Below are 1743 nucleotides of genomic sequence, written 5' to 3' on the forward strand. Positions count from 1 at the left end.
TCGCTCGGTCTGATCCCGCTCCTTCAATTTATCGAGGACGGCAGCGGCAATTTCTTCGGCACGTTCCGATGCAGGCTCAAAATCATTCGGACCCATGGTGCCGTAGCTCCAAGCCTCCCAAACGCGACTGCAATCATAAGTGCATGACAGTTCTGCCGCGATAACGTCTGCTACGATATGGAGCGCATCATCCGAAGGCTCAGTGTGCGGTGGGTTCACTCGTGGAAACCACTTATCGAGGAAGTCCCTGATCGCGTCGAATTCGCTCTTTCGGATGTTGACGTAGCGATAATCTTTTCCGCTTTCGTCGTCCTGTTCCCATTCAAGATCGTTCTCAGCAAATGCCAGATTTCCGCTGCCGTCACGATTGATGTTGAGAAGCCCCCCTTCGAAACCGAGACAAGCTCCTGTTAGGTGATCTGGCCATATTTCCGGCTCCGTCTGTTGCGCGGGCCTGCGGTTCCATGCTGCATCGAGGGCATCGTCATCGCCGCTGTAAGCCATTGCGAGAAAGCACTCGGGCTTGTGGTCCACGATCAGTCCGAACGCCTCATATGGATGGGCGTCATCGTACTCCTTGCGGGTGGCCTTTCCGTTGCAGAACGGGCACGGCTCAAGCTTCATCGTCTCAGGCATCGTTATCTCCAAAGGCTGCGCGGGCTTCGTCTATGTAGGCGTCCACTTCGCTCGGGCTGTACTTCACGCCGTGAAACTCGTCTGGAACGGATATGTAGAAGTTGTGCGGAGGAACGCTGTGATCGCGCAGCCAGCGGTATCTGGCCGCATCGGCTTCCAGCTCCGCCACCCTCTCGGCCATCTGTTCGTTTGTGGATAGGAGATCGGAAACAGCCGCCCATAAATCTCGCACGAGGTAGTTTGTCCCCATGTGCATCATCATCGGCTGACCGGGCAATTCTATGCGTTGAAATTGGTTAACGCGGTCCCGCAGCGTCTCAGCGTTTAGTTTGTCGGTCATGCGACGTACTCCAGATCGTGCCCCCGAAAGATGAGAATCAGAATGTGCCAGTGGCCTTTCCACCACGGGCGCCAATAGATTCTTCCGTCTTCTTCACGGAACATAATTTCGTCTCTGGACTTGCCTGGTGTGACGTAGATTTTCATCCTTCATCCTTCACAATCTTGAGGCCAGCGGCAGTGAGGGCTGTGCGGAGGCTGTCTTGATATGCCTCGGTCCCGAAACCATCGCCGAACGTATCTTCCAGCGCCTTAGCCAGCGGGTCGGGCTCATCGGGGAGACGGAGAACCTTGAGGTCGTGTCTGGCGGTATCAAACGAGCCGTTTGCTATGAGGCTGTCCACCTCCCGCGCCACACGGTCAACGGTGTCGATGTAGGTGGCGAAGGCGCGCATTGCGCCGTTGCTCACGGGAAAGCATCCACCAAGATATTCATTCGCCCGCTCTATTGCGGCTTTGCTTGGGGTGGTCATGGGGTTTGGTCCTTGGGAAGGTGTTCGCCACAGAAGTCATCTTCCTGCTTGCGGATCGCTTTCGGCATACGGCGGCAGTACCCGCCCGTGGGATTTGGACGATGCAGAAAGTCCATTTCAAATTCCGACGGCGGCGTCTTGAAATGAACTGGATTCCAAACCCACCGCAACAGATCCAGCGGTCCACTAACGCACGGGCGCGGGTCAGCTTCGAATTCCGCCACGAGATCGCTCGCCTTGTTTCGCTTCCACCATCGGCATGTCTGGCAGGTTCCCATCACGCGTTCCTTTCGTT

4 protein-coding genes are annotated in these 1743 nt (G+C 56.2%); all 4 read right to left on the minus strand.

Annotation, left to right across the window (positions count from 1 at the left end):
- A partial coding sequence (locus SPHV1_RS00580; protein ID WP_156367178.1) for a hypothetical protein occupies positions 1 to 636 on the minus strand: 636 nt, incomplete at its 3' end.
- On the minus strand, positions 629 to 976 hold the full coding sequence (locus SPHV1_RS00585; protein ID WP_054944208.1) for a hypothetical protein: 348 nt from the start codon (positions 974 to 976) through the stop codon (positions 629 to 631). The genes SPHV1_RS00580 and SPHV1_RS00585, both read right to left, overlap by 8 nt.
- 142 nt (positions 977 to 1118) lie before the next feature.
- The gene (locus SPHV1_RS00590; protein WP_156367179.1) at positions 1119 to 1448 is read right to left on the minus strand and encodes a hypothetical protein; all 330 of its coding nucleotides are present in this window, start codon (positions 1446 to 1448) and stop codon (positions 1119 to 1121) included.
- Positions 1445 to 1743: hypothetical protein (locus SPHV1_RS25610; RefSeq protein WP_231634346.1), on the minus strand; the 299-nt coding region annotated here is incomplete at its 5' end. The genes SPHV1_RS25610 and SPHV1_RS00590, both read right to left, overlap by 4 nt.

It is taken from the genome of Novosphingobium sp. KN65.2, assembly GCF_001368935.1.
Classification (GTDB): Bacteria; Pseudomonadota; Alphaproteobacteria; order Sphingomonadales; family Sphingomonadaceae; genus Novosphingobium; species Novosphingobium mathurense.

Excerpts from the sequence above, each read along its gene's own strand:
- SPHV1_RS00590 (WP_156367179.1), bottom strand. The coding sequence starts at position 1,448 with ATGACCACCCCAAGCAAAGCCGCAATAGAGCGGGCGAATGAATATCTT.
- SPHV1_RS00585 (WP_054944208.1), bottom strand. The coding sequence starts at position 976 with ATGACCGACAAACTAAACGCTGAGACGCTGCGGGACCGCGTTAACCAA.